Below are 2,142 nucleotides of genomic sequence, written 5' to 3'. Positions count from 1 at the left end.
ATATCGAGTACCTGGGGCGCCTCGACCATCAGGTCAAGCTGCGTGGGCAACGTATTGAGCTGGGTGAAATCGACGCAGTCTTGCTGGCCCAGCCAGGCGTCCGCGAAGCGGCCACCCTGCTGCTGGATCAGCGTCTGGTGAGTTTCTGGAGCGGCGACGCCGATGAAGCGCGCCTGCGCACGGCGCTGGCCGAACAGTTGCCGGCCCATATGCTGCCAAGCCTGTTGGTGCAGCAGCCGCACCTGCCCCTCAACAGCAACGGCAAGCTCGACCGCAAGGCGCTGGCCGCCGTGGCCCTGCCGGATGGCGAGCGCGAGCACGCCTACCGTGCCCCGCGCGATGCTACCGAAAGCCGCCTCTGCGAACTGTTCAGCGAAGTGCTGGAATGCCCGCAGGTGGGTATCGATGACCATTTCTTCCACCTGGGCGGGCACTCATTGCTCGCCACTCGCCTGGTCGCCCGCGTGCGCGACAGCCTGGGTCTGAGCTTGCCGCTGGCGCTGGTGTTCAGCCAGCCGACCGTCGCCGCGCTGGCCGCCCACGTGCGCGAGGCCGCGCCCGGTGAAGCGATCACCGTGCACCCACGCCCGGCGCAATTGCCCCTGGGCCTGGCGCAACGGCGCTTCTGGATGCTCAGCCGCCTGGTGCCGGACTCCCGCGAATACCACATGCCATTCGCCCTGACGTTGCGCGGCGAGTTGAATGTGCAGGCGTTGCGCGACGCTTTCGCCCAGGTCAGCCAGCGTCACACCGTGCTGCGCAGCCGTATCGTGGAAGTCGCCGGCGAACCGTACTTGCAGATCGACCCGCAAGGCCCCGCACTGCACGTGACCGTGGTCGCGCCCCACGATTGGGACAGCGCCTGCCAGCAGGCACACGCCGAATTGATGGCGCCGTTCGACCTGGCCGCCGCCGCACCGTGGCGTGCACAGTTGCTGCAACGCCAGGGCAGCGACGAACACCATTTGCGGGTGTGCCTGCACCACAGCGCCACCGATGGCTGGGCCATGCAATTGCTGATCGACGAACTGGCCCAGGCGTATCGCGCCGGTCTCGCCGGGCAAGCGCCGGAGTGGGCAGCCTTGCCGCTCGACTACCTCGACTTCGCCGTGTGGCAACAACACCCGGACACCCAGGCCCGGCGCAGTGCCAGTCTGGACTACTGGAAACACCACCTGGGCCAGGACGATTACAGCCTCGAACTGCCGCTGGATCACCCGCGCGCCGCCGAGGCCGAGCGCCGTGCCGCACAACTGAACGTGCGCCTCGGCACTCAGCGCGCGGCTGGTATCCGCCAGTTCGCCCGTCAACGCGGCACCACGCCGTATGTGGTGCTGGCCACGGCCTTGAGTGCCCTGCTGGCCCGCTACAGCGGCCAGCGCGATATTCGCTTCGGCACACCCGCCGATCAGCGCGACCAGCCGCACACTCAAACACTGCTGGCGTGCCTGGTGAATACGCTGGTGATCCGCAGCGACGTCGATCAACAGGCGCCGGCAAGTACGTTGCTCACCGCACTGGAAGCCGACCTGCGCGCCGCCCAGGCCCATGCCGACCTGCCATTCGCCACCCTCGTCGGCGCCGTGGCCCAGCGCCGCGACCTGAACCGCACGCCGTTGTTCCAGGTGCTGTTCTCGTTGAACCATGGCCGCCTGGACAGCCGCCAGTGGCCCGGGCTGACCTTGCAGGAGCAGCTTCTGCCCGCGCTGGACGCCAAGTTCGAACAGAGCTGGGAAGTCCACGACGACGGCACCGACATGACCCTGGCCCTGGAATACCAGGCGGCGCTGTTCGATGCCGCGACGATGCAGCGCTGGAGCGAACAATGGTGCGCATTGCTCGACGCCCTGGTCGCGACACCGGAGCGGGCACTGGTCGAGTTGTTCCCGCAACAACAGGACCAGGCGCAACTGGCGCGCTGGAACGCCACCGCACGGGATTACCCAGGCCCTGCCCACCTGCACACGGCCCTCGTGCAGCAGGCAGCCTTGACCCCGAACGCGCCGGCATTGGTGTTCGAAGATCAACGCTTGAGCTACGCCGAACTGGACCACCGCGCGCAAACCCTGGCCCGCGCCCTGCGCGCCGCCGGTATTGGCCGCGAATCCATCGTGCCGGTGTGCATGCAGCGCTCGGTGGACA

1 protein-coding gene is annotated in these 2,142 nt (G+C 67.8%); it reads left to right on the top strand.

Annotation, left to right across the window (positions count from 1 at the left end; genetic code table 11):
* Positions 1-2,142: condensation domain-containing protein (locus tag ACW9IN_RS30040; protein WP_457369233.1), on the top strand; the 2,142-nt coding region annotated here is incomplete at both ends.

The organism is Pseudomonas sp. SDO5271_S396 (assembly GCF_054071795.1).
This window is presented reverse-complemented; position numbering and strand designations above follow the sequence as displayed.